This is a genomic window from Bradyrhizobium sp. STM 3561 (assembly GCF_045571455.1).
GTDB classification, from domain to species: Bacteria; Pseudomonadota; Alphaproteobacteria; order Rhizobiales; family Xanthobacteraceae; genus Bradyrhizobium; species Bradyrhizobium vignae.
In genome coordinates, this window is the sequence record NZ_CP120695.1 from 5,697,744 (window position 1) to 5,719,944 (window position 22,201).

Genomic DNA, 22,201 nt, shown 5'->3' on the forward strand with positions numbered 1-22,201 from the left:
CGTCGGAAGCTAGCCCCTCGCCCGCAGCTCGCGCCGCAACACCTTGCCGGTCGCCGTCATCGGCAACGTCTCGGCGAACTCCACGAAGCGCGGATATTCGTGGGCGGCGAGCTGCACCTTGACGAACTCCTGGATCTCGCGCGCGAGCGCATCGCTGCCGGTAAAGCCGGGACGCAGCACGATCCAGGCCTTGATCGATTCCGTGCGGATCGGATCGGGAATACCGACCACCGCCGCCATCGCCACCGACGGATGCTTCATCAGCGTGTGCTCGATCTCGGACGGGCCGACGCGATAACCGGCGGTGGTGATGACGTCGTCCTCGCGGCTGACATACCAGAAATAGCCGTCCTCATCCTGCACGCCGAGATCGCCGGTGAGCAGGAACTCGCCGGCATATTTCTTCGCCGTCGCCTCCGGATTGCGCCAGTATTCGAGCATGGTGACCGGGCATGGCTGGCGCACGCCGATGATGCCGCGCTGGCCGCGCGGCAGTTCCTCGCCCTTGTCGTTGACGATGCGGACGTCGAAACCCGGCGTCGCCTTGCCCATCGCGCCGGGGCGGATCGGAAACAGATTGGAGTTGCTGCCGATCACGAGGTTGCATTCGGTCTGACCGAACACCTCATGTGCGTCGACACCAAAAGTCTCGCGCACCCAGCCGAGCAGCTCGCCGCCGAGCGACTCGCCGCCGGTGAAGATGCTGCGCAGCTTGACGCCTTGATGTTTCACGCCGGCCTGCCGCATCAGCTTCAACGCAGTCGGCGGCAGGAAGACGTTGCGGACGCCGAGGTCGGCCATCATCTGCATCGCCGCCTGCGGCTCGAATTTTCGCGCGCGATGGCCGACCAGCGGTATGCCGTGATACCAGAACGCCAGCAGGCCGTTGATGAGGCCGCCGATCCAGGCCCAGTCCGCCGGCGTCCACATGAGATCGCCGGGGCGTGGCAGAAAGTTGTGACACATCTCCACATTCGGCAGATGGCCGAGCACGACGCGGTGCGCATGCAGCGCGCCCTTCGGGTTGCCCGTCGTGCCCGAGGTGTAGATGATCAGCGCGGGATCGTCCGCCGAGGTGTCGACGTTTGCAAAATCCTCGGATGCGGTTTCGATCGCTGACCAGAACGGCTTTGCACCGGCGTGGACGGCGCCACTCGTGACATAGATGTCCTGCAAATAGGGCAGCCGGTCGCGGATCTTGGTGAGCTTCTCCCAGCCCGCCTCATCGGTGATGATCGCTCTCGCCTGCGAATTCGACAGGCGGAATTCCAGCGCGTCCTCGCCGAACAGCGCAAACAGCGGGATCGAGATCAGCCCGGAGCGGAACGCCGCCATGTGCGCGATCGGCAATTCCAGGGACTGCGACAGGAACACCGCGACGCGGTCGCCACGGACAAGCCCATCCGTCTTCAGCACATTGGCGAAGCGGCGCGACATCTCCGCGACCTCGTCGAACGAGGTGCGCGTGGTGGCGCCGTTCTCGTCGACATAGATCAGAGCCAGGCGGCCCGTGCCGTCGGCATGGCGGTCGCAGCACGCCTCCGCCATGTTGAACCGCGCCGGGATGTCCCAGCGGAAGTTGCGATAGAGCTCGTCGTAAGTTGCGGCTTCGGTGAGCATTCCGTCCCTCGTGTTTCACTCCATTTTGCGCGGAGAGAGCATCGAAGCCTAGCGAAAAGCGCGGGGGCTAAAGCACCGCCTCGGACAGCGTGGGCCGGGAGCTCCCTTCAGCTGGGCGCAGGCGCGATCTCAGTTCCCTTGCATGTAGCGCGTGGGATTCGTTTTGTCCGCCTTGAAGATGTCGGCAGCCTCCGCAAACAGCGCCGACACGGCCGAAGCATTCAGATCGGTGAACGCCTTGAAGTTCAGCGACGGCAGCCCTGCGCATCAGCGCGTGCAGCTTTTCGAGATCCGCCGTGCGATTGGGATCGAAAGCGAGATAGGCCTCCAGACTGTCCGCAGTGACACGAAACATCCAGGGCCCTTCCTGCTAGCCTGACAGGGCAGCCTTCACCAGGCCGCTGGCCTTGCCGAAATCCATCTGTCCCGCGTACTTCGTGCGCAGCACCGCGATCACCTTGCCCATGTCCTTCATACCGGCCGCACCGGTTTCAGTGATCGCATCCGCGATCGCCTTCTTCACCTCGTCGTCCGACATCTGCTTCGGCAGGTATGCCGAGATCACCGCGATCTCCTCGCGCTCCTGCGCGGCAAGCTCGGCGCGGCCGCCCTTGTCGTAGAGCTCGACCGCCTCCTGGCGCTGCTTGATCATCTTCTGCAGCACGGCGAGGATGTCGGCGTCCGACAACGGCGGCTTGCCGCTGCCGCGGGCGTCGATGTCGGCATTCTTGATGGTCGAATTGACCATGCGCAGCGTGGACAGCTTGCGCTCGTCCTTGGCCTTCATGGCCTCCTTGACCGCATTGTTGATGTCGTCGCGCAGCATGGTCGTGATCCCTTCGAGTATACGACGCCTGATCTAGGCCGTTTGCGGCCTCCGCACAACCTAGCTCGCGAGCCATTCGGTGAGGGCGCGCGCAGTGGCTTCCGGCTGTTCCGGCTGCGGCAGGTGTCCGCAGCGATCGAGGATCACGAGCTTTGCGCCTGCGATGGCCTCGGCCATCTCCTTCGAGAAGGCGTTGGGGATGGTGTTGTCCTGATCGCCCGTCAGCACCAGCGTCGGGCATCTGATCGTCGCCAGCGTCGGGCGTGAATCCACCCGCGCGATGATCGCGGTCTGCTGCCGCAGATAGCCTTCGACGCCGACGTCCTCGTCCTGCGCATGCACGAGCTTCAGGATAGCGGCATCATCGCGCCGCGACGGATGCACGAGCTCCGGAAAGCTCTCCTCGCGGATGGCGCGGAGCTCGCCGCGTTTCGCGCGCTCCATCAGGCCGCGGCGGCGCGCGGTCGCCTCCGGCGTGTCGGGGCCGGCCTGGGTGTTGATCAGCGCGAGTTTTGCCACCCGCTCGGGCGCCTGGCGCATGATCTCGAGCGCGATGTAGCCGCCCATGGAATGACCGCCGAGTGCGAAGCGCGGCGGCGCCTCACTCAACACCCGGGCGGCGATCGCCGCCATGCTGTCGTCGCGGATATGGTTGGCAATCATCACCGGGCCGAGCCGCCACAAGGCGGGGAGGACCGGGGCATAGATCCGGGCCGAGGAGGCCAGCCCCGGAACCAGCAGAAGCGGGGTGGTCTGATCCATTATTGCCTCGCAAGCCCCTCAAACTGCCGGAAATTGTGCGGCCGAGCTTAAGTGCGCGAGAAGAGCTGTCAAATATGCAAAAACGCATGTGAATCGGCCCTCTCCCGCTTTGACGGGCACGTCCGGGGGGCTTATGAAGCGGGCTCATGACACAACATGACAACGATCCCGCCTGGCCGGACCATAAACCGACCGCGCTCCTCGTGCTTGCCGACGGCACGGTGCTCGAGGGCTTTGGTCTCGGCGCCGAAGGCCACGCCGTCGGTGAGGTCTGCTTCAACACCGCGATGACCGGGTACGAGGAGATCCTGACCGATCCTTCCTATGCCGGACAGCTCATCACCTTCACGTTCCCGCATATCGGCAATGTCGGCACCAACGAAGACGATATCGAGACGGTTAACATGGCCGCGACGCCCGGCGCGCGCGGCGTGATCCTGCGCACCGCGATCACCGATCCCTCGAACTATCGCGCCACCAAGCATCTCGACCAATGGCTGAAGGCGCGCGGCATCATCGGCCTCTCCGGCATCGACACCCGCGCGCTGACCGCGCTGATCCGCTCCAAGGGCATGCCCAACGCCGTGATCGCGCATTCCCGGACCGGCGAGTTCGATCTGCATGGTCTTAAGGAAGAGGCGCGCGAATGGCCGGGCCTCGAGGGTATGGACCTCGTGCCGATGGTCACGAGCGGCCAGCGCTTCACCTGGGACGAGACGCCGTGGCTATGGGACAAGGGTTTTGGCCGGCAGGAGAAGCCGGAGTTCAACGTCGTCGCCATCGATTACGGCATCAAGCGCAACATCCTGCGCCTGCTCGCCGGCGTCGGCTGCAAGGTAACAGTGGTGCCGGCGACAACGTCCTCCGAAGACATCCTGGCGATGAAGCCGGACGGCGTGTTCCTGTCCAACGGTCCGGGCGATCCGGCCGCGACCGGCAAGTACGCGGTGCCAGTCATCCAGGACGTGATCAAGTCGGGCACGCCGACCTTCGGCATCTGCCTCGGCCACCAGATGCTGGGCCTCGCCGTCGGCGCTAGAACCAAGAAGATGCATCAGGGCCATCATGGCGCCAATCATCCCGTCAAAGACGAGACCACCGGCAAGGTCGAGATCACCTCGATGAACCACGGCTTCGCCGTGGACGAGACCACGCTGCCAAGGGGCGCGAGGCAGACCCACGTCTCGCTGTTCGACGGCTCCAATTGCGGCATCCAGCTCGACGGCAAGCCGGTGTTCTCGGTGCAGTACCACCCCGAAGCATCGCCCGGCCCGCGCGACTCGCATTATCTCTTCCAGCGCTTCGCCGACCTGATGCGGCAGAAGAAGAGCGCGTAAGACTCGCTACGGCTCTCGTGCCCCGGGCCGGGACACGAGGCCTGCCAAGGAACGCCCTGACAAGGTGAAATGTTGTCTTGGCACCTTGCAGCAGGAGCCTGCCATGTCCGTCCTCCGCGACAAGGCCGAGCCGCTCGCCATCGTTTTCGAGGATGACGGGCTCGTGCCGAACAACATCCTTCCGTTCCTGGTCTACCAGGACGCGGTGAAGCTCGATCCGAAGCGTCCCGAAGAGACCATCGAAAACCTGTTCGAACAGAACGGCTGGGGCGGGACATGGCGCAACGGCGTCTACGACTATCTGCACTATCACTCGACGGTTCATGAGGTGCTCGGCGTCGCGCGCGGCAGCGCCCGCGTCCGTTTCGGCGGCGATCATGGCCAGGAGCTTCAGATCAAGGCCGGTGACGTCGCGATCCTGCCCGCCGGCACCGGACACCAATGCATCAAGGCCAGCAATGATTTCTGCGTGATCGGCGCCTATCCGCCAGGCAGCAAGATGGAGATCACACGGGTTACGCCGGAGAACCATGCGAAAGCGCTGAAGACGATTCCGCAAGTCGCGCTGCCGCCCGCTGATCCCGTGACCGGGAAGGATGGCGCGCTGATGCGGTTGTGGCGATAGCTACACGCGCAGTACCGTGGTGGTCGGCAAAGCGAAGCGTGCCCACCAATCGATTTGAGCCGCGAAGGATAGATGGTGGGCACGGCGCGAAGAGCGCGCCTTTGCCCGCCCTTGTTTTAGCGCACCGGACTAGAATGGCCTCGTTCCGTGAGGAATGGCCCAGCTCGGGTGGCCGCCCGAGCTGGGCTGCCGATCGATCGGATCGATGCCCACCGAAGCCTTGAGGGCTGCCTTTCGTAGCAGGATCGCGATCGGTACTTCATCGGGACCCGGATGGTTGAACGAACTTTAGGTTCGCACACACAAGGGAGGGTCGACGAAGATGGCCAAGCGTATCACGATCTGTGCCGGGATCGATACCGGTAAACGTAAGCTCGATGTGGCACTTGATGGCAGTTTGGAGCGGCTTCAGGCCGATAACACGCCGGATGGCTATAAAGTGCTGGTGGAATGGTTGCAGCGCCACAAGGTCAAACGGGTCGGGATCGAGGCGAGCGGCGGCTATGAGCAGGCTGTCGTCGCCGAGTTGCGGCGCCAGCGGTTTGTGGTCGTCGTATTTCAGCCGGCCCAGGTGCGCGCTTATGCCGTGTTCCAGCTGCAGCGCGCCAAGAACGACAAGATCGATGCCGCGCTGATTGCGGCCTGCACCGCCGCGGTCAAGAAGATCCACGCAGCTCCGGATCCCCGCTTGCTGCCATTTGCCGAGCACCTGACGATGATCGACCAGATCACCGAGGACATTGCTCGGCTGAAGAACCGGATCGAGAGCTGCCGCAATATGCGGCTCCAGAAGCTGTGGAAGGAGGATATCGCTCGCCTGGCCAAGCGCGAGAAGGTCGAACTGAAGGCACTGGCCGCCGCAATCCGTGAGCATCGCGATCTTGCCGAGCGGCTCGACTTGATCAACAGCATCGATGGTATCGGGCTAAAGACCGCCATGGTCATTCTGGTGCGGATGCCCGAGATCGGTCAGATCACGCGCGAGCAAGCGGCCGCGCTGGCTGGCATTGCCCCTTACGATGACGACAGCGGCGATCGCACCGGCGTTCGTCACATCGCCGGCGGGCGTGAACGGCTGCGACGTGCGCTCTTTACTGCGGCGCTGCCGGCGTCATTTCGCTGGAATCCGCAGCTCATCACGCTCTATGGAAGGCTGATGGGAGCAGGCAAGGAACACAAGCGCGCATTGATCGCTTGCGCCAGAAAGCTATTAATCTTCGCCAACACAGTGGTCGCCCGCGGCACGCCTTGGCAGACAAAACCGCCCGAGATCGCGAGGGCTCCGGCTACCTGATGGCGTTTCTTTGTTCGGCCGAAGCACCGTTTCTTCGTCCCGACCTGCCGTCACAAAGACGCCGCGCGCCGCGGCCGTCAAAGGCTGGCCGTCGCCCTGGCCTCAACTCCATCTCCGCTGCCGCCAGGCCACGCCTTGACGGCCGCAAGCACGGCGTCATGCTACCCTCAGCGATCGGGCGAATCTAATGGTTGCTACGACACCGTGCGCTACGCCGCGTTGCTGCCTTCCTGCCGGGTCGCCTCGAACAGGAACCAGGTGCGGCGCTCGGTCTCGTCGATGAAGACCTCGAGGATGCTGGCGCTGGCGACGTCGCCGGCCTCGTCGCAGACTTCGTGCGCCTTGCGCATCGCGGCTGCGACGTGCTTGTTGTCCTGCATCAGCTCGCGCAGCATCTCCCGCGGCGGGACATAGTCCTCGTTGTTGTCCTTGATGGTCTGGAGCTTTGCGACCTGGCCGATCGACTTCAGCGTGGTGCCGCCGACCTTGCGGACGCGCTCGGCAAGCTGGTCGGTGGTGGCGAAGATCTGGTCGGACTGCTCGTCGAGCAGCAAATGATAGTCGCGGAAATGCCGGCCGCTGATGTGCCAGTGGAAATTCTTGGTCTTGAGATAAAGCGCGAACGCGTCGGCCAGAAGCACGTTGAGCGCTTCCGAGACCTTCTTGACTCCTTCGGACGACAGATCGGTAGGGGTGTCGAGATCGGGCGAGACCTTGTTCGTTTTGCTCACGGGAGACCTTCCTGTTAGGACGCGGACATTGACGGCGCGCCGTCGCACCCCTAACGCAAGGCAGGCAGCGTCGGTTCCTGAGCAGGAACCATTTGGCCGGGACGTTCGAATACCATGGACGATTGGATCGATTATTACGACTCGACGCACACGATCTATGTCAGCAAGCTGCATCGCGATTTGCACTTCCAGATCATTGCGCGAGACATCATCGGCTACATCCCCTCGCCCGAGGCGACGGTGCTGGACTATGCCTGCGGCGAGGCGCTGTCGGCGAACCAGGTGGCTGCCGCCTGCGCCAAGCTGATCCTCGCCGAGCCCGCGCCCGGCGTGCGCGGCCGGCTGATCGCGCGGTTCGCCCCGAACACCAAGATCCGCGTCCGCTCGCTCGATGACGTCCGCAAGATGCAGGACAAGTCGATCGACCTCGTCGTGATGAACTCGGTCGCGCAATACATGACGCCGGAGGAGCTCGATGCCGCCCTCCTCAACATCCGCCGTATCCTGAAGCCGTCCGGCAAGCTGGTGCTTGGCGATATCCTCCAGCCCAATGTCGGCATGGTCAGGGACGTGATGGCGCTGCTCGGCTTCGGTCTGCGTCACGGCTTCCTCAAGGACGCGCTGCTCGGGCTGATCAGCACCGCACTGTCTGATTACCGTCATCTGCGCACGCGCATCGGGCTGCAGCGCTACAGCGAGGACGAGATCACCGCCAAGCTGAAGGCGGCGGGCTTCGCGGTCCAGCGCGCCCACAGCAACATCGGCCATAACCGCTGGCGCATGACCTTCATCGCGCGACCGCCTTTGATTCGTTAAGCATAACGATCGGCCGAGGTGGCCTCTCGCATTCCGATCGGTCATTATCGCCGCGGCCCGGTGGCGGAAGCGTCTACGCGGGAGCGGTGCATCGCTCTTCATCCTGGTTCAAATCCAGGCCGGGTCTCCACGCTTGCGGGGTTACGCGTGGCGCAGCCACGCAGGGGCGAAGCGTGTCCGCCGTAGCTGGAGCGGAGCAAAAGCGAAGACGGACTGCCGGCTAAACGCACGCCGGGCAAATCAGCACCCCACGAGCAACCGTCTCATTTTCGGTCACCCTCGACCAATTCGCAGCCGGACACGAGCGGAAGCCGGTCCGCATCCCTGGCCGCCGAACTGAGCACGGCATCGAGCAGGCCTGGGAAGCGCGCCTCCAGATCCTCACGTCGCAGCCGCATGAATCGATTGGTGCCCGCCACGCGCGTCTGCATCAATCCGCATTCGCGCAGCTTGGCGAAGTGGTAGGCGAGGTTCGACTTGCCACCAAGCCCGCTGAAATCGCCGCAACAGAGTTCGCTGCTGACACGTTCTTGCTGGGCAAGCTGGTAGACGATGGCGAGCCGGATCGGATCGCTCAAGCAATCCAGCACCATCGGCAGCTCGATCTGCTCGCGGGTCGGATGAAGTGGCGTGCGGCTCATGCCCGGATCATAATGAAGCGGCGACAATGTTCAATAGTTCTTGAACCAATTGACTCTCGGAACCATAACATCCAATAGTTCAATAAACCTTGAACATGGGGATTTCTCCAATGAGCGTGTTCTGGCTGGCCCTGGCGGCCTTTGCGATCGGCACTGAAGGGTTTGTCATTGCAGGACTTTTGCCGGCAATCGCCACCGACCTTTCGATTTCGGTCTCGGCCGCGGGCCAATTGGTCACCGCCTACGCCCTCACCTATGCGGTGGGCTCGCCCATCCTCGCCGTGGCGCTGAACAATATCGACCGCCGCACCGTCCTGGCCCTCGCACTGACGACCTTCATCGCCGGCAACCTCGCGGCGATGGTGGCATCCAACTACGCCCTGCTGCTGGCCTCGCGGATGCTGATGGCGCTGGGCTCGGGGCTGTGCATGCCCACGGCGCTTGCGGTGTCCGTGGCGGTTGCCGCGCCCGAACGGCGTGGCCGCGCGGTGGCGCTCGTCACCGCGGGGCTCACGGTTGCGACCGTGGTCGGCGTGCCCTTCGGCAATCTCGTCGGCAGCCTGCTCGGCTGGCGCGCGACCTTTGCCATGGTCGCCCTGATCGGCGCGGTCGCGCTCGCCGGCCTGTTGCTCGGCCTGCCTAAAGGCCTGCCGCGCAATACGGCCTCGCTCAGCGAACGGTTGGCGGTGGCGCGCCACGGTCACGTTGTGGTTGCGCTGCTGATCACGACATTGTGGGCGCTGGGCGGCTTCACAGTGTTCACCTATTTCGCGGTCCCGCTGCGCGGCCTCGGCTTCGGCGCCTCGCAAATCAGCTTGGCGCTGCTGGTGTTTGGCGGCGCGGCGGCAATCGGGAACATGCTTGGCGGCGTCCTGGCCGACCGGCTCGGCACGCTCGTGACCGCGGGCCTCGGGCTCGCCGGCATGGCGGGCGCCCTGATCCTGCATTCGCTGGTCCTGAAGCTGATGCCCGCACAGGCGCATTACGCGGTGCTCGGGGCGATCTTCCTCTGGGGGCTCTCGGGCTGGGCGTTCTATCCCGCCCAGCTCGCCAGCATCATCCGGATCGAGCCGCAGGCTTCGACGATCGCGCTCTCGCTCAACGCCTCATCCATGTATCTCGGCTTCGCCATCGGCGGAGCGCTGGGCGGCGCTGTGCTGGCCACCCTGTCGCCGACAGACCTCGGCTGGATCGGCGGATCGAGCGTTGCGGCCTCGCTTCTGGTGCACCTTGCCCGTGGCTGGCAGGCGCGGCCAAAACCGGTCAAAATTGCCGGTTGATGGGCGTTTTTCGGGGTTTCGCCGCCCCGAAAACTGGTCTAAGACCCACCCGCGCGCGAGGGAGACCACCGCGCTCTCGGCCAAAGGGACGCGCAGCAGGCGCGCCCTTTTTTTGTGCCCAAATTCCACTTCGGCGAGAGTTGATGCCCAAACGTACAGACATCACCACCATCCTGATCATCGGCGCCGGTCCCATCGTGATCGGCCAGGCCTGCGAGTTCGACTATTCGGGCACTCAGGCGGTGAAGACGCTGAAGGAAGAGGGCTATCGCATCGTCCTCGTCAATTCCAACCCGGCCACCATCATGACCGACCCGGAGCTGGCCGATGCGACCTATATCGAGCCGATCACGCCCGAGATCGTCGCCAAGATCATCGAGAAGGAACGTCACGTCATTCCCGGCGGCTTCGCGCTGCTGCCGACCATGGGCGGCCAGACCGCGCTGAACTGCGCGCTGTCGCTGCGCCGGCAGGGCACGCTGGAGAAGTTCGACGTCGAGATGATCGGCGCCACCGCCGATGCCATCGACAAGGCCGAAGACCGCCAGCTGTTCCGCAACGCCATGGAGAAGATCGGGCTGCAGACGCCGAAGTCGCGGCTCGCCAACGCCTCCGAGCTGAAGAAGTCGTTCCGCGACAAATATCTCGCCGAACGCGAGAAACTGTCGGGCGCGGCGCTCGAAGAGCTCGACCGGCAATGGACTCTCGGCGAAGGCGACCGCCGCAAGCGCTATCAGGAGTACGCGCTTGGGCAGGCGATGATGGCGCTATCCGAGATCGGCCTGCCCGCGATCATCCGCCCGTCCTTCACCATGGGCGGCACCGGCGGCGGCATCGCCTACAACAAGGAAGAGTTCCTCGACATCATCGAGCGCGGTCTCGATGCGTCTCCGACCAACGAAGTGCTGATCGAGGAATCCGTGCTCGGCTGGAAAGAGTACGAGATGGAGGTGGTGCGCGACAAGAACGACAATTGCATCATCGTCTGCTCGATCGAGAACCTCGATCCGATGGGCGTGCACACCGGCGACTCCATCACGGTGGCGCCGGCGCTGACGCTGACCGACAAGGAATACCAGATCATGCGCGACGCCTCGATCGCGGTGCTGCGCGAGATCGGGGTCGAGACCGGCGGCTCCAACGTGCAGTTCGGCGTCAATCCCGAAGATGGCCGCATGGTCGTCATCGAGATGAATCCGCGCGTGTCGCGCTCGTCCGCGCTGGCCTCGAAGGCCACCGGCTTTCCGATCGCAAAGGTCGCCGCCAAGCTCGCGGTCGGCTACACGCTCGATGAGATCGCCAACGACATCACCGGCGGCGCCACGCCGGCCTCGTTCGAGCCGACGATCGATTACGTCGTCACCAAGGTGCCGCGCTTCGCCTTCGAGAAATTCCCGGGCGCCTCGGCCACGCTGACCACGTCGATGAAGTCGGTCGGCGAAGTCATGGCGATCGGCCGCACTTTCCAGGAAAGCCTGCAGAAGGCGCTGCGCGGGCTCGAGACCGGATTGACCGGCCTCGACGAGATCGAGATCGAGGGCCTCGGCCGCGACGACGACAAGAATGCGATCCGCGCCGCGCTCGGCACGCCGACGCCGAACCGCATTCTTCAGGTCGCCCAGGCCATGCGGCTCGGCTGGTCGAACGAAGACATCTTCAACTCCTGCAAGATCGATCCGTGGTTCCTCGGCGAGATGCGCGGCATCGTCGACATGGAGGAGAAGGTCAGGAAGAACGGCCTGCCCGGCAACGCCTTCGGCATGCGCACGCTGAAGGCCATGGGCTTCTCCGACGCGCGGCTCGCCGTGCTCGCCGAGACGACAGAGGCCGAGGTCAAGGCGAAGCGCCATGCGCTCGGCGTTCGCCCCGTCTACAAGCGCATCGATACCTGCGCGGCCGAGTTCGCCTCGCCGACCGCCTACATGTACTCGACCTACGAGGCGCCGTTTGCGGGAGCACTGGCGGACGAGAGCACGCCATCCGACAAGAAGAAGGTCATCATTCTCGGCGGCGGGCCGAACCGCATCGGCCAGGGCATCGAGTTCGACTATTGCTGCTGTCATGCCTGCTTCGCCCTGCACGATGCCGGCTACGAATCCATCATGGTCAACTGCAACCCGGAGACGGTGTCGACCGACTACGATACGGCTGACCGGCTCTATTTCGAGCCGCTCACCTCCGAGGATGTGCTCGAGATCATCGCGACGGAGCGCAGCAAGGGCACGCTACACGGCGTGATCGTGCAGTTCGGCGGTCAGACCCCGCTGAAGCTGGCGCACGCGCTGGAAGCCGCCGAAGTGCCGATCCTCGGCACCTCGCCGGACGCCATCGACCTTGCCGAGGACCGCGACCGCTTCAAGCGCGTGCTCGACAAGCTCAGGCTCAAGCAGCCGAAGAACGGCATCGCCTATTCGGTCGAGCAGGCTCGCCTCGTCTCCGCCGATCTCGGCCTGCCGCTCGTGGTGCGCCCGTCCTACGTGCTCGGCGGCCGCGCCATGCAGATCATCCGCGAGGAGAACCAGCTCAACGACTATCTGCTCGGCACGCTGCCGGAGCTGGTGCCGGCCGACGTCAAGGCGCGCTATCCGAACGACAAGACCGGGCAGATCAACACCGTGCTCGGCAAGAACCCGCTGCTGTTCGATCGTTATCTGTCTGATGCAACCGAAGTCGACGTCGACTGCCTCTGCGACGGCAGGGACACGTTCATCGTCGGCATCATGGAGCACATCGAGGAAGCCGGCATCCATTCCGGCGATAGCGCCTGCTCGCTTCCGCCGCACTCGCTCGATGCGAAGATGATCGAAGAGCTGGAGCGGCAGACTCGCGAGCTCGCGCTCGGCCTCGACGTCATTGGCCTGATGAACGTGCAATACGCCATCAAGGACGGCGAGATCTACGTGCTCGAGGTCAATCCGCGCGCTTCGCGCACCGTGCCGTTCGTGGCCAAGGTGATCGGCATGCCGGTCGCCAAGATCGCCGCGCGCATCATGGCGGGCGAGAAGCTCGCCGACTTCAAGCTGAAGAAGGCGGCGCTCAAGCACGTCGGCGTCAAGGAATCGGTATTTCCGTTCGCCCGGTTCCCCGGCGTCGATACCGTGCTCGGCCCCGAGATGCGCTCGACCGGCGAGGTCATGGGCATCGACCGCTCGTTCGCGGTCGCCTTCGCCAAGAGCCAACTCGGCGGCGGCACCAGGGTGCCGCGCAAGGGCACGGTGTTCGTCTCGGTGCGCGAAAGCGACAAGACGCGCATCGCCGACTCCGTTCGCGAATTGCACTCGCTCGGCTTCAAGGTGCTGGCGACGTCGGGCACCGCGCGCTTCCTGACCGACCAGGGCATTCCGACCGAGAAGGTGAACAAGGTGCTGGAGGGGCGGCCGCACATCGTCGATGCCATCACCAATGGCGACGTCCAGCTCGTCTTCAACACCACCGAAGGCCCGCAGGCGCTGGCGGACAGCCGTTCGCTGCGGCGCGCGGCCCTCTTGCATAAAGTGCCATATTACACCACTCTTTCCGGGGCCGTGGCGGCCGCGCAGGGCATCCGCGCCTATCTGGGCGGGGACCTTGAGGTTCGTACCCTGCAGAGCTACTTTTCGGAAACCTGATCGCGAGCGGCGGCGAACCCGCCGCTAAGTGATTGGCAATGAAGCTACAATGGCCGGAGGAACCGTCCGGCCATGTGGTTGTTCTGTTCCGGCGCCAGACCACATGAGAGATCCCGGCGGGCGCGTGTTCAGCCCCGGGAATACCGACGAATCAAGGTTGCCGCGCCCCGCATCTTTCCGGGGCGCGCAGCTGAAGGACGAGAGAAGAGATGGAAAAGGTTCCGATGACCCAGGCCGGCTTTGTCGCGCTCGGGGAAGAATTGAAGCACCGCCAGTCCGTGGACCGTCCGCGGATCATCGAGCACATCGCCGAGGCGCGCTCGCACGGAGACCTGTCGGAGAACGCGGAGTATCATGCCGCGAAGGAAGAGCAGTCCCACAATGAGGGCCGCATCGCCGAGCTCGAGGACAAGCTTGCGCGCGCCGACATCATCGACATCTCGAAACTGTCCGGCGACACCATCAAGTTCGGCGCCACCGTGACGCTGGTCGATGAGGACACCGAGAAGAAGACGGTGTGGCAGATCGTCGGCGAGGTCGAGGCCGACGCCAAGAAGGGCCGCATCTCCATCACCTCGCCGCTCGCGCGCGCACTGATCGGCAAGAAGAAGGGCGCTTCCGTCGAGGTCAATACGCCCGGCGGCGCCAAGGCCTACGAGATCACCAAGGTGGAGTGGCGGTAAGCATTTGCCGCCACCGTGTAATGATGTTTCGAAAAGGCCGCGCGTGGCGCGGCCTTTTTGTTTTTGCGTGTTGTTGGCATGGGTGAACGCTGGCTCTCGCCATCCGACATTGTGCGGGCGCAGCGAAGCAAATCCAGACTGCCGCTGCGGAAAGACTCTGGATTGTTTCGCTGCGCTCGCACTGTCGATGTGGAAGCAGCGGACCCAACTCCATCACCGTCACTCTGAGGTGCCCGCCTCTTCGGCGAGCCTCATCAGGATGACGGAATGAGCGATCTACCTCCGCCCCTTCACCTCCAGCGGCACCGCCGCCTCGTATTTCGAATTGTGCAGTACCAGCGAGGTGCGCACGTTGCGCACATGGGGCGCTGCAGTGAGGTGGGTGACGAAATCCTGGAAGGTCGCCATGTCGGGGGCGACGCATTTCAGGATGAAATCGACCTCGCCCGACAGCATCCAGCATTCCCGCACCAGGGGCTCGGCGCGGACGAACTCCTCGAACGCGCGCAAATCGGCCTCGGCCTGGCTGGACAGGTGCACGGCCGCGAACACGGTGACGTCGAAGCCGAGCTTGCGGGCATCCAAAAGGCCCCGATAGCCGTGGATGTAGCCCTCCTCCTCCAGCGCGCGGACGCGGCGCAGGCAGGGGGGCGGCGAGATGCCGACGCGCTTGGCCAGCTCGACATTCGTGATTCGACCGTCGGCCTGAATCTCGGCGAGAATTTTCAGGTCGATCTCGTCTAGGTTCCGCGACACGTGATTGGAACTCCTGCCCCTTACGGGGTATTGGGTGATTTGTCGAAATCCTCATAGCCCAGTCCGCACTGTCGACGCAATTTTATTGCGCGCGCGGCCCGATCGGCTTTTGTTCCCTGTTGGAAAAATCCGCCGTGAGGGAATGCAATTCTTGCATGGCTCATCAGAAAGCTTAGATTGGCTCTGATATTTCAGCGCCTCCGCGAGGCCTCCCGGCACGTTCCGCGCCCGCGCTGCAAATCCCCCGTGAAAGGCGTCCATCGAAATGTCCGCTCCTGTTCATGCAAAGGTCGTCATTATTGGCTCTGGCCCCGCCGGCTACACCGCCGCGATCTACGCCGCGCGCGCGATGCTCGAGCCGATCCTGATCCAGGGCATCCAGCCCGGCGGCCAGCTCACCATCACCACGGACGTCGAGAACTATCCGGGCTTCGCCGACGTGATCCAGGGCCCCTGGCTGATGGAGCAGATGGAGAAGCAGGCGGTCCATGTCGGCACCAAGATCGTCACCGACCTGGTCACCAAGCTGGAGACTGCGCAACGGCCGTTCCGTCTCACCTGCGACAGCGGCGACGTCTATCTCGCCGACACCGTGATCCTCGCCACGGGAGCGCAAGCACGCTGGCTTGGGCTGCCCTCCGAAGCGAAGTTCCAGGGCGGCGGCGTGTCGGCCTGCGCCACCTGCGACGGCTTCTTCTACCGTGGCAAGGAAGTCATCGTGGTCGGCGGCGGCAACACCGCGGTCGAGGAAGCCCTGTACCTCACCAACCATGCTTCGCAGGTCACCATCGTGCATCGTCGCGATCACTTCCGTGCCGAGCGCATCCTGCAGGAACGCCTGTTCAAGCATCCGAAGATCAAGGTGATCTGGGACTCCGCCGTCGACGAGATCTGCGGCACCGAGAACCCCAACAAAGTCACCCATGTCCGGCTCAAGAACGTCAGGACCGGCGCGCTCACGAACGTGAAGGCCGACGGCATCTTCATCGCCATCGGCCACGCACCGGCAACCGAGCTCGTCAAGGGCCAGGTCAAGCTCAAACCGTCGGGCTATGTCGAGGTCGCCCCGAACTCGACCGCCACGTCGGTGCCCGGCTTGTTTGCCGCCGGCGACGTCGCCGACGAGACCTATCGCCAGGCCGTGACGGCCGCCGGCCTCGGCTGCATGGCCGCACTCGAAGCCGAACGTTTCTTGGCCCTTCGCGCCAGCGAGCGCGCGGCAGCGGAATGAAGATCATGCCTCGAACACGCGACGGATTCACGGATATGGACTGGGACAAGCTGAAGGTGTTTCACGCGGCGGCGGAAGCGGGCAGCTTCACGCATGCTGGCGAGCAGCTTGGTCTGTCGCAATCGGCGGTCTCCCGCCAGGTCTCGGCGCTGGAGCAGGAGCTTTCGGTCTCGCTGTTTCACCGCCACGCCCGCGGCCTGATCCTCACCGAACAGGGCGACCTCTTGTTCCGCACCGCGCACGACGTGTTCATGCAGCTGCAGGCGGCGCGCGCCAAGCTGACCGACAGCCGCGAGCGGCCGAGCGGCGACCTCAAGATCACCACCACGCCCGGCGTCGGCATCAACTGGCTGATCCCGCGGCTCGGCGAGTTCACCGCGCTCTATCCGGAGATCCGGATCTCGTTGATCGTCACCGACGAGGAGCTCGATCTATCGATGCGCGAGGCCGACGTCGCGATCCGCACCCGCAAGCCGACGCAGCCCGATCTCATCCAGCGCAAGCTGTTCGCAATGGGCTTTCACGCCTATTGCTCGCCGGAATACATCAAGCGCTTCGGCACGCCACGCACGCTGGAGGAGCTCGACTCCCACCGCATCATCACGCTTGCCGACGGCAACTTCGCGCCGCATCTGCAGAACCGCAACTGGCTGATCGAAGCCGGTCGCAACGGGTCGGGTCCGCGCGAAGCCTATTTCAAGGTCAACAACATCCTCGGACTCGTGCGCGCCTGCCAGCAGGGACTCGGCATCGCCGCCCTGCCCGACTACCTCGTCGAGGAGCAGAGCAAGCTCGTGCAGCTATTCGGCGAGTCGGATTCGATCCAGCTCGACACTTACTTCGTCTATCCCGAGGAGTTGAAGACGGTCGCGCGCGTGCAGGTGTTCCGCGACTTCGTGGTGAGCAAGGCACAGCGCTGGCCGTCCTGATTTCCGCATGACTGACATGCGGCCTCGGCTGTTGCTGCATGGCGCTTGGCAAGCCCATAATGTTTGCACGCTGAGCCTTCGCGTTGCGCATTTGTCCCCCTCCTCCAGTGGCGCGGGAGTTCAGTAATCCCTCTTGGAAGGTGATTGTGTCGGCCTCACGTGGCCAATACCTAAGCCGGGCCCTCGGGTCCGGCTTTTTTTCGTCAAAATGTGGCTTCGCGCTCCGCGTGTATTGACAGTTCCAGGCATACCCCGCATCATTTGCAAATGATCACGAAGTCGTGCGCAGTCATCTCGAAAAAAGGCCCCCATCCCGGGGCCTCGGATTTCTGCGCGCACTAGGCTGACGTCGTCATTGCGAACAAATCCCGAAAACCCCGCCGCCTGGACGGGGTTTTTTCATGTGCCTCCGTCTCAGGCTTTTTCCCGAGAAGGAGATGGAACATGACCGGACTACGAGATCATTTGCATGGGCTATGGCTGCCGCTGGTGACGCCGTTTCAGGGCGGCGCACTGGACGACAGGTCACTGCGGCGACTGACGCGGCATTACGGCGGACAGGCCGTTGACGGCTTCATCCTGGGGGCGACCTCCGGCGAAGGCATGACACTGCGCGGCGCCGAGTTCGAACGTCTCGTCGCCGTGGTGCGCGACGAGATGGCGGCCGGCGGCCGCAGCCTGCCGATCTGCCTCGGGCTCTCGGGCGCGGACACCTCGCGGCTGCAGGAGCGCCTCGACGAGACCGCGGACTGGCCGATCGATGGTTACCTGATCGCCAGCCCCTATTACGTGCGGCCGTCGCAGCGCGGGCTGCTGGCGCATTTCGAGGCGCTCGCCGACCACGCTGCATGGCCGATCGCGCTCTACAACATCCCCTATCGCTGCGCGGTCAACATCACCAACCAGACCATGCTGCGGCTCGCCGAGCACAAGAACATCGTCGGCTTGAAGGATTGCGGCGCCAGCCGCGAGCAGTCGATCGCGCTGCTGCGCGACCGGCCGAAGGACTTTCGTGTGCTCACCGGCGAGGACGCCAACTATCTCGAGGCGCTCATTGACGGCGCCGACGGCGGCATCCTGCTGTCGGCCCATGTCGAGACCGCGATATTTGCAGCCGTGTATGCCGAGCTGAAGCGCGGCAACCACGATGCGGCGCAGGCGCGCTGGCACGAGGTCGCCGAGCTGACGCGGCTGTTGTTCACCGAGCCGAGCCCCGCGCCGGCGAAGTACTGGCTGTGGCGCAGCGGCCTGATCGACAGCCCCGAAGTGCGCCTGCCGATGGTGGAAGTGAGCAGCGAGCTCGCGGCGGCGATCGATCGCGAAATCGAGCGACGGAGGAAAGTCGCGGCGTAGCGGCTTCCATCCCCTTCCCTGGAGGGCCCCTCCAGGGAAGGGTAAGAGGCGACCGTGGTTAACAGCATCCCAACCGCATTCGCAGCCGCCGCATCGCGCATCCACGGCTCGTTTACGCAATCGGGCCTATCGTCTCCGCAAAGGACCTCGGAGAGGGGAATGATCATGGGGCATCGCATCCGGCCGACGGCCGCGCGGCAATTCGCGCCGGCCGATCTCTTGCAGGGCATTCTGATGGTGTCGTCATTCGGGTTCTGGGCGGTGATGCTCGGCCTGATACCGGTGCTGCTGTTTCGCGTCTGGCTGATCGGCTGACGCGAGCGGGCGCGGGATGGTTAACCCGTGGGTCACGGCCGTGCTCAAATGCGCTGGTCGCAGCGACCCGGAATGTTAAAACATCCCGGCTAGCGTGGACGCCATAAGCGAAGAAATCGCGGAGGCGTTTGTGAATAGTCATAATGAACTGGCGTCGCATTGCGACGCTGGACAGCAGGGCTTTACCACCGAGGACATTCTCTGGGCGACCGGCATCTGGTCGGTGATCCTCACCTTGTCGCCGGTGATCGTGTTCTACATGCTGTTGGTGGCGTAAGATTCATTTCGTCATTTCCGGATGGCGCGATAGCGCCAGACCGCAGGTGCACAATTGCGCACCGGGGAATCTCGAGATTCCGGCTTCGCCCTTCGGGTGCTCCGAAATGACAGGTGAAGGCAGAAACGCAAAACGCGCGGCTCGACCCGCGCGTTTTTCGTATCCACGAAATGACCAATGAAAATTAAGCGGCCTGCTTGTGCATTGCGCCGGACGCCGACGCCGTGCCGCGAATAGCCTTCACCGAACGCTCGATCGCCGCCCAAAGCCTTGCGATTTCCTGAGCCGCACGGCTCTCGGCCTGATACTCGCGCGCGCCTTCGCCGTGGCTGAGCGCCATCAGCAAATCCGAACGGTTGGTGATCTGGCCGCCCCACACCGGAGCGCGGAATTTCGCCAGCGCTTCGCGGGCGATGGTGACGATCGGGCTTTCGACCTCGTCACGGCGCGCCGGCGCACCGTTGAGCACGACCGCGTAGGGCTTGCGCGCGGCGCGGCACATCTGGATGGTTTCCTGCACCGCGTTGACGTCGAACACGCCGGGACGCGCCGGAATGATCACCATCGTCGCGTTACGGATCGCGTCGTCGACGACGGCCGACAGGTTCGGCGGCGTGTCGATCAACACCCATTCATAACCGTCGCGCTTGGCAGCGGAGACGATGCCGCTGACGGAGTTCACGGCAGCCTTGATCGGCGGCTCGTTGGTGCCACGCAGCTTGTGCCACAGCGTGAGCGAGCCCTGCGGATCTGCGTCCACCAGCATGACCTGCTTGCTCGCCTTGATCTGCGCGGCGAGATGTGCAGCCAGGGTACTCTTGCCCGAGCCGCCTTTACGCGATGCAAAAACAATTACGTTCATACCTTCGGCCTCCAGATTGACCCCAGGCCGCGAAAATGAATCAGCGCAGTGATTCGCGAAAGAAAAATGTATCGAGGGTTGCGTTGGCGCCACGAAATAACGAGGCGTGTTGGCTTTTGAGTCACACTGCTTGCTGTGACGTCACACACAAACTGCTGCAAAACGCTTCGCGCGCGGGCAAGCGTGCGTTTCTTGAGCAGCGGACGGGACAACACAACCTTGCCGCGCAAACCTCGGGGCGGCTCTTTTCCGTCAGAGGCGCCCGTAATGGCCGCAAGCCTGTGCGGCGACGCGCGAACAAAACGAGTCCGCTGTCGCGAAGCTGATGTCACGGCCGGAGCGAGCCGGATATGCGATGGCGCGGTTCCCAGGCCTGTCGGGTTTCAAAACAGGCACGCGCTTCGCTCGGGATTTTAGCCTTCGCTGGATTTCTTCTTCTTCGAGGCCGGTTTGGTCTTCTTCGCGGTCCTCGGCGCGATGTGGGTCGGCTTGCCGGCGCGCAACTCGCCCGGCTCGGGGCCGGCGCGGAAGAACACCCGGCATTGCGGCGAGAGCTGCGCCTTCTTCTTGATCATGCAGGCGGTGATGGCATCGACGTTCGGAACGAACTCGCTGCACAGCCGCATCGCATCCGGCGTGCAGGCCTGCTGCTGCTCCTGGGTGTAGGCGAAACCTGAGCGCGGCAGCGCCAGGACGGCCAAGGCAAGCGAGAGGCTCGCAATGGCCAATGACTTCTTCAAGCGAAATGCCGGCATCGATCCCCCCACATGACGAGTCAGTGCGAATAGTGGGTGAACGGCGGTTCATTGGCAACCGAGGGGAGACGCGAAAGCCGGCACGTGTGCGGTCTCGGCAACAGGGACGCCGCGGCGTACCGGATCCCCCGCTTTCGCGGGAGATGACACCTGAGGGTGGGGACAGGCCGTTCAAGACAAAACTGCGAAAACAACCCCATGCACAGTAGCCAAGTCATGGCAATCCTTACGCATTTCATGCCTTAGGATTTTGCGAAGTCGAGTTTGACTCGTCGGGCAAAACAGGAGCATGATGGCAGCATCAAAGAATGCGCGTGGGTGGTCGGCTTGTCTCCTGCGCTGATCAAGAGCTTGAGCGGGAGTGGAGGCGATCGCATGGAGGGGAATGAGGCGGAGCTGCCGCTGTCGGGCGTGACGGTGGTCTCGCTGGAGCAGGCGATCGCAGCGCCGCTGGCCAGCCGGCATCTGGCGGATTGGGGCGCACGGGTGATCAAGATGCGGATTCCGACGAAGTCGCCCAGGCGTACCGATATGAAGTCGCCCGTGGATTCCGAGACGATGTCGCCCACCTTTCCGATTTGATCTCGCCCAGCGGCGAGGCGTTCTGGCCGGCTGGTTCTCTGGCATCGGTCAAGCCGCGCGGTCAATCTGGAATCGCGACTTCAACCTTTTTTCTTCTTCTGCGGTTGCTGTGGGCATGTGGGCAACGCGATTGCGTTGTCCAAGCGCAGCGGCATGTCCACAGCGCTCAGGTCTTTCGGGCGGATTGCCGGGTTCGGCGCAGGCTCTCACCGGTGAGGTCGAGCCGATGGGCATTGTGGACGAGACGATCGAGCACGGCGTCGGCATAGGTGGGATCTCCAATGAGCAGATGCCACTGGTCCACGGGGAGCTGGCTGGTGACGATGGTGGAGCGATGACCGTAGCGATCTTCGAGGATTTCCAGGAGGTCGTGACGGGCGCCGGCATCGAGCGGCTCGAGGCCCCAATCATCGAGGATCAGCAGATCGACACGGCCAAGGCCGCGCAACAGGCGTGGGTGACGACCGTCGCCGCGGGCGAGCGCCAGATCGTCGAACAGGCGCGGGACGCGCTGATAGAGCACGGAGCGATTGTCGCGACAGGCTTTGTGGCCGAGCGCCGAGGCGAGCCAACTCTTGCCGACGCCTGCCGGGCCGCAGATCAGGAGATTGACGTGGTCGTCGATCCAACGGCCCTCCACAAGCTTGGCGAACAGCGGGCGGTCGAGACCGCGCGGGGTGCGGTAGTCGATGTCCTCGACGCATGCCTGCTGGCGCAGCTTGGCGTAGCGCAGGCGAGTGGCGAGCCGTTTGTCGTGCCGCAGCGAGGCTTCACGTTCGAGCAGCAGAGCAAGCCATTCGGCGTGACCGAGGCTGCCAGCCTCACCGGCGGCTTCGATGTCGGCGAAGGCCTTAGCCATGCCGTGGAGGCCGAGGGCGTTGAGGCGGTCGAGGGTCGGATGGGTGAGCAAGGGACGGT

At 64.0% G+C, this 22,201-nt stretch carries 22 protein-coding genes; 13 read left to right on the forward strand and 9 right to left on the reverse strand.

What is annotated here, in order from left to right:
• Positions 1–9 precede the first annotated feature (9 nt).
• The 3 genes from P6U28_RS26970 to P6U28_RS26980 all read right to left on the reverse strand — a co-directional run bounded on the left by P6U28_RS26970 (position 10) and on the right by P6U28_RS26980 (position 3,208).
• A complete protein-coding gene (locus P6U28_RS26970) occupies positions 10–1,620 on the reverse strand; it encodes an acyl-CoA synthetase (RefSeq protein ID WP_122401074.1) in 1,611 nt (536 codons plus the stop codon).
• Between the two features lie 370 nt (positions 1,621–1,990).
• On the reverse strand, positions 1,991–2,446 hold the full coding sequence (locus P6U28_RS26975; protein ID WP_122401072.1) for a GatB/YqeY domain-containing protein: 456 nt from the start codon (positions 2,444–2,446) through the stop codon (positions 1,991–1,993).
• Positions 2,447–2,506: 60 nt separating this feature from the next.
• A complete protein-coding gene (locus P6U28_RS26980; RefSeq protein WP_122401071.1) occupies positions 2,507–3,208 on the reverse strand; it encodes an alpha/beta fold hydrolase in 702 nt (233 codons plus the stop codon).
• 146 nt (positions 3,209–3,354) lie between these two features.
• On the opposite strand from P6U28_RS26980, the gene carA reads away from it, so the two are divergent.
• The 3 genes from carA (at position 3,355) to P6U28_RS26995 (ending at position 6,464) form a co-directional block, all read left to right on the forward strand.
• Entirely contained in the window at positions 3,355–4,545 is a 1,191-nt protein-coding gene (carA, locus tag P6U28_RS26985) for a glutamine-hydrolyzing carbamoyl-phosphate synthase small subunit (RefSeq protein ID WP_122401070.1), read from the forward strand.
• A gap of 103 nt (positions 4,546–4,648) precedes the next feature.
• Positions 4,649–5,170 (forward strand): cupin domain-containing protein, encoded by a 522-nt coding sequence (locus tag P6U28_RS26990; protein ID WP_122401069.1) that lies wholly within the window; start codon positions 4,649–4,651, stop codon positions 5,168–5,170.
• 322 nt (positions 5,171–5,492) lie between these two features.
• On the forward strand, positions 5,493–6,464 hold the full coding sequence (locus P6U28_RS26995) for an IS110 family transposase (RefSeq protein ID WP_122400484.1): 972 nt from the start codon (positions 5,493–5,495) through the stop codon (positions 6,462–6,464).
• 209 nt (positions 6,465–6,673) lie between these two features.
• Here the strand turns inward: P6U28_RS26995 and P6U28_RS27000 are convergent, their stop codons facing one another.
• Positions 6,674–7,195 (reverse strand): Dps family protein, encoded by a 522-nt coding sequence (locus P6U28_RS27000; protein ID WP_122401067.1) that lies wholly within the window; start codon positions 7,193–7,195, stop codon positions 6,674–6,676.
• A gap of 114 nt (positions 7,196–7,309) precedes the next feature.
• Between P6U28_RS27000 and P6U28_RS27005 the strand changes: the two genes are divergently transcribed.
• Positions 7,310–8,011: a class I SAM-dependent methyltransferase gene (locus P6U28_RS27005; protein WP_122401066.1), complete on the forward strand. Its 702-nt coding sequence runs from the start codon at positions 7,310–7,312 to the stop codon at positions 8,009–8,011.
• 263 nt (positions 8,012–8,274) lie between these two features.
• Here the strand turns inward: P6U28_RS27005 and P6U28_RS27010 are convergent, their stop codons facing one another.
• Positions 8,275–8,652 carry a helix-turn-helix transcriptional regulator gene (locus tag P6U28_RS27010; RefSeq protein ID WP_122401065.1) on the reverse strand — a complete coding sequence of 126 codons (378 nt, stop codon included), beginning with the start codon at positions 8,650–8,652 and terminating at the stop codon, positions 8,275–8,277.
• Positions 8,653–8,762: 110 nt separating this feature from the next.
• Here P6U28_RS27010 and P6U28_RS27015 point away from each other — a divergent pair, with 110 nt between their 5' ends.
• From P6U28_RS27015 to greA, 3 genes are all read left to right on the forward strand, one after another.
• Positions 8,763–9,932 carry an MFS transporter gene (locus P6U28_RS27015; protein ID WP_122401064.1) on the forward strand — a complete coding sequence of 390 codons (1,170 nt, stop codon included), beginning with the start codon at positions 8,763–8,765 and terminating at the stop codon, positions 9,930–9,932.
• A 143-nt stretch (positions 9,933–10,075) separates the two neighbouring features.
• Complete coding sequence (carB, locus tag P6U28_RS27020; RefSeq protein ID WP_407120258.1) at positions 10,076–13,540, forward strand: carbamoyl-phosphate synthase large subunit; 3,465 nt, start codon at positions 10,076–10,078, stop codon at positions 13,538–13,540.
• A gap of 209 nt (positions 13,541–13,749) precedes the next feature.
• Entirely contained in the window at positions 13,750–14,223 is a 474-nt protein-coding gene (gene greA, locus P6U28_RS27025) for a transcription elongation factor GreA (RefSeq protein ID WP_129142536.1), read from the forward strand.
• A 276-nt stretch (positions 14,224–14,499) separates the two neighbouring features.
• On the opposite strand, the gene P6U28_RS27030 is transcribed toward greA, so the two are convergent.
• Positions 14,500–14,979 (reverse strand): Lrp/AsnC family transcriptional regulator, encoded by a 480-nt coding sequence (locus tag P6U28_RS27030; protein ID WP_122401062.1) that lies wholly within the window; start codon positions 14,977–14,979, stop codon positions 14,500–14,502.
• Positions 14,980–15,244: 265 nt separating this feature from the next.
• Here P6U28_RS27030 and trxB point away from each other — a divergent pair, with 265 nt between their 5' ends.
• From trxB to P6U28_RS27055, 5 genes are all read left to right on the forward strand, one after another.
• Entirely contained in the window at positions 15,245–16,210 is a 966-nt protein-coding gene (gene trxB / locus P6U28_RS27035) for a thioredoxin-disulfide reductase (protein ID WP_122401061.1), read from the forward strand.
• Positions 16,211–16,215: 5 nt separating this feature from the next.
• Positions 16,216–17,139 carry a LysR family transcriptional regulator gene (locus tag P6U28_RS27040; RefSeq protein WP_162500129.1) on the forward strand — a complete coding sequence of 308 codons (924 nt, stop codon included), beginning with the start codon at positions 16,216–16,218 and terminating at the stop codon, positions 17,137–17,139.
• Positions 17,140–17,583: 444 nt separating this feature from the next.
• Entirely contained in the window at positions 17,584–18,492 is a 909-nt protein-coding gene (locus tag P6U28_RS27045; RefSeq protein ID WP_122401059.1) for a 4-hydroxy-tetrahydrodipicolinate synthase, read from the forward strand.
• A 159-nt stretch (positions 18,493–18,651) separates the two neighbouring features.
• Positions 18,652–18,807, forward strand: a complete 156-nt coding sequence (locus tag P6U28_RS27050) for a hypothetical protein (RefSeq protein ID WP_160118751.1) — start codon at positions 18,652–18,654, stop codon at positions 18,805–18,807.
• A 130-nt stretch (positions 18,808–18,937) separates the two neighbouring features.
• Positions 18,938–19,084: a hypothetical protein gene (locus tag P6U28_RS27055; protein WP_164936746.1), complete on the forward strand. Its 147-nt coding sequence runs from the start codon at positions 18,938–18,940 to the stop codon at positions 19,082–19,084.
• Positions 19,085–19,268: 184 nt separating this feature from the next.
• Here P6U28_RS27055 and P6U28_RS27060 read toward each other — a convergent pair whose 3' ends face one another.
• The gene (locus P6U28_RS27060; RefSeq protein ID WP_122401057.1) at positions 19,269–19,946 is read right to left on the reverse strand and encodes a ParA family protein; all 678 of its coding nucleotides are present in this window, start codon (positions 19,944–19,946) and stop codon (positions 19,269–19,271) included.
• Positions 19,947–20,359: 413 nt separating this feature from the next.
• A complete protein-coding gene (locus P6U28_RS27065) occupies positions 20,360–20,701 on the reverse strand; it encodes a hypothetical protein (RefSeq protein WP_122401056.1) in 342 nt (113 codons plus the stop codon).
• Positions 20,702–21,076: 375 nt separating this feature from the next.
• Here P6U28_RS27065 and P6U28_RS27070 point away from each other — a divergent pair, with 375 nt between their 5' ends.
• Entirely contained in the window at positions 21,077–21,283 is a 207-nt protein-coding gene (locus P6U28_RS27070) for a CoA transferase (protein WP_407120259.1), read from the forward strand.
• Positions 21,284–21,449: 166 nt separating this feature from the next.
• Here the strand turns inward: P6U28_RS27070 and istB are convergent, their stop codons facing one another.
• Positions 21,450–22,193 (reverse strand): IS21-like element helper ATPase IstB, encoded by a 744-nt coding sequence (gene istB / locus P6U28_RS27075; RefSeq protein ID WP_012041725.1) that lies wholly within the window; start codon positions 22,191–22,193, stop codon positions 21,450–21,452.
• Between the last annotated feature and the right edge of the window lie 8 nt (positions 22,194–22,201).